The sequence below is a fragment of the Corallococcus sp. AB049A genome, assembly GCF_003668885.1.
Taxonomy (GTDB): domain Bacteria; phylum Myxococcota; class Myxococcia; order Myxococcales; family Myxococcaceae; genus Corallococcus; species Corallococcus interemptor.
The window spans coordinates 1-881 of the sequence record NZ_RAWL01000841.1 but is presented as its reverse complement, the minus strand read 5'-3'; the positions used below and the strand labels follow the sequence as shown (position 1 = coordinate 881).

Annotated in this window: 1 protein-coding gene and 1 pseudogene; both read left to right on the top strand. The window is 68.8% G+C overall.

Translation table 11 applies throughout. The features are described 5' to 3' along the window. Window positions 1-225 (top strand): annotated as a pseudogene (locus tag D7X55_RS39810) (aldehyde dehydrogenase family protein); the annotation flags it as partial. Between the two features lie 27 nt (window positions 226-252). Next, the coding region (locus D7X55_RS39805) for an aldehyde dehydrogenase family protein (RefSeq protein ID WP_121725711.1) at window positions 253-881 on the top strand (629 nt) is incomplete at its 3' end.

The window sequence follows — 881 nt, the reverse complement described above, 5'->3', positions numbered from 1 at the left end:
GTGGTGAACAACGTGCTCATCCACGTGGCGAACCCGAACCTGCCGTTTGGCGGGGTGGGGATGAGCGGGTTGGGGAACTACCACGGGCACTACGGCTTCAAGACGTTCAGCCACGAGCGGGCGGTGATGGTCCAGTGGATGAAGTCGCTGGCTGCTGTGTTCTTCCCGCCGTATCGGGGAAAGGCCCAGGAATGGGCCTCCCGCGCGACCCGGATGCTGGAGTAGGTCCGGGGGGTGGAGAGAGGAACCGGCATGCGCGTGGTGTCAGTGGAGGAGGCCCTGGTCCCGGGAGACCTGCAGGCGGTGTTCGACCGCCTCCAGGCGCGCCGCTGGGAGCTGGCGAAGACAGGGCCCAAGGAGCGCCTCGCGCGGCTGGAGAAGCTCAAGGCGCTGCTCTTGGAGCGGCGCGAGGAGCTGGCGGACGCGCTGCACGAGGACTTCCACAAGCCGCCCGCGGAGGTGGAGGCGACGGAGATTTTGCCCGTGCTGCTGGAGCTGGCGCACGTGCAGAAGCACCTGAAGGCGTGGATGAAGCCGCGCAGGGTGGGTGCTCCGCTGTTGCTCACGGGCACGAAGAGCGAGGTCCATCCGGAGCCCAAGGGCGTGGTGCTCATCCTGGCGCCCTGGAACTACCCGTTCCACCTGCTGGTGTCGCCGCTGGTGGCGGCGGTGGCGGCGGGCAACGCCGTCCTCTGCAAGCCGAGTGAGAAGACCCCGGGCACGGCGCGCTTCATCGCTCAGCTGCTGCGGGACGTGTTTCCGCAGGACGAGGTGGCGCTGGTGGAAGGCGGCCCGGAGGTGGGCGAGGCGCTGCTGCGGCTGCCATTCGACCACTTCTTCTTCACTGGGGGCCCGCGAGTGGGGCGGCGGGTGATGGAGGC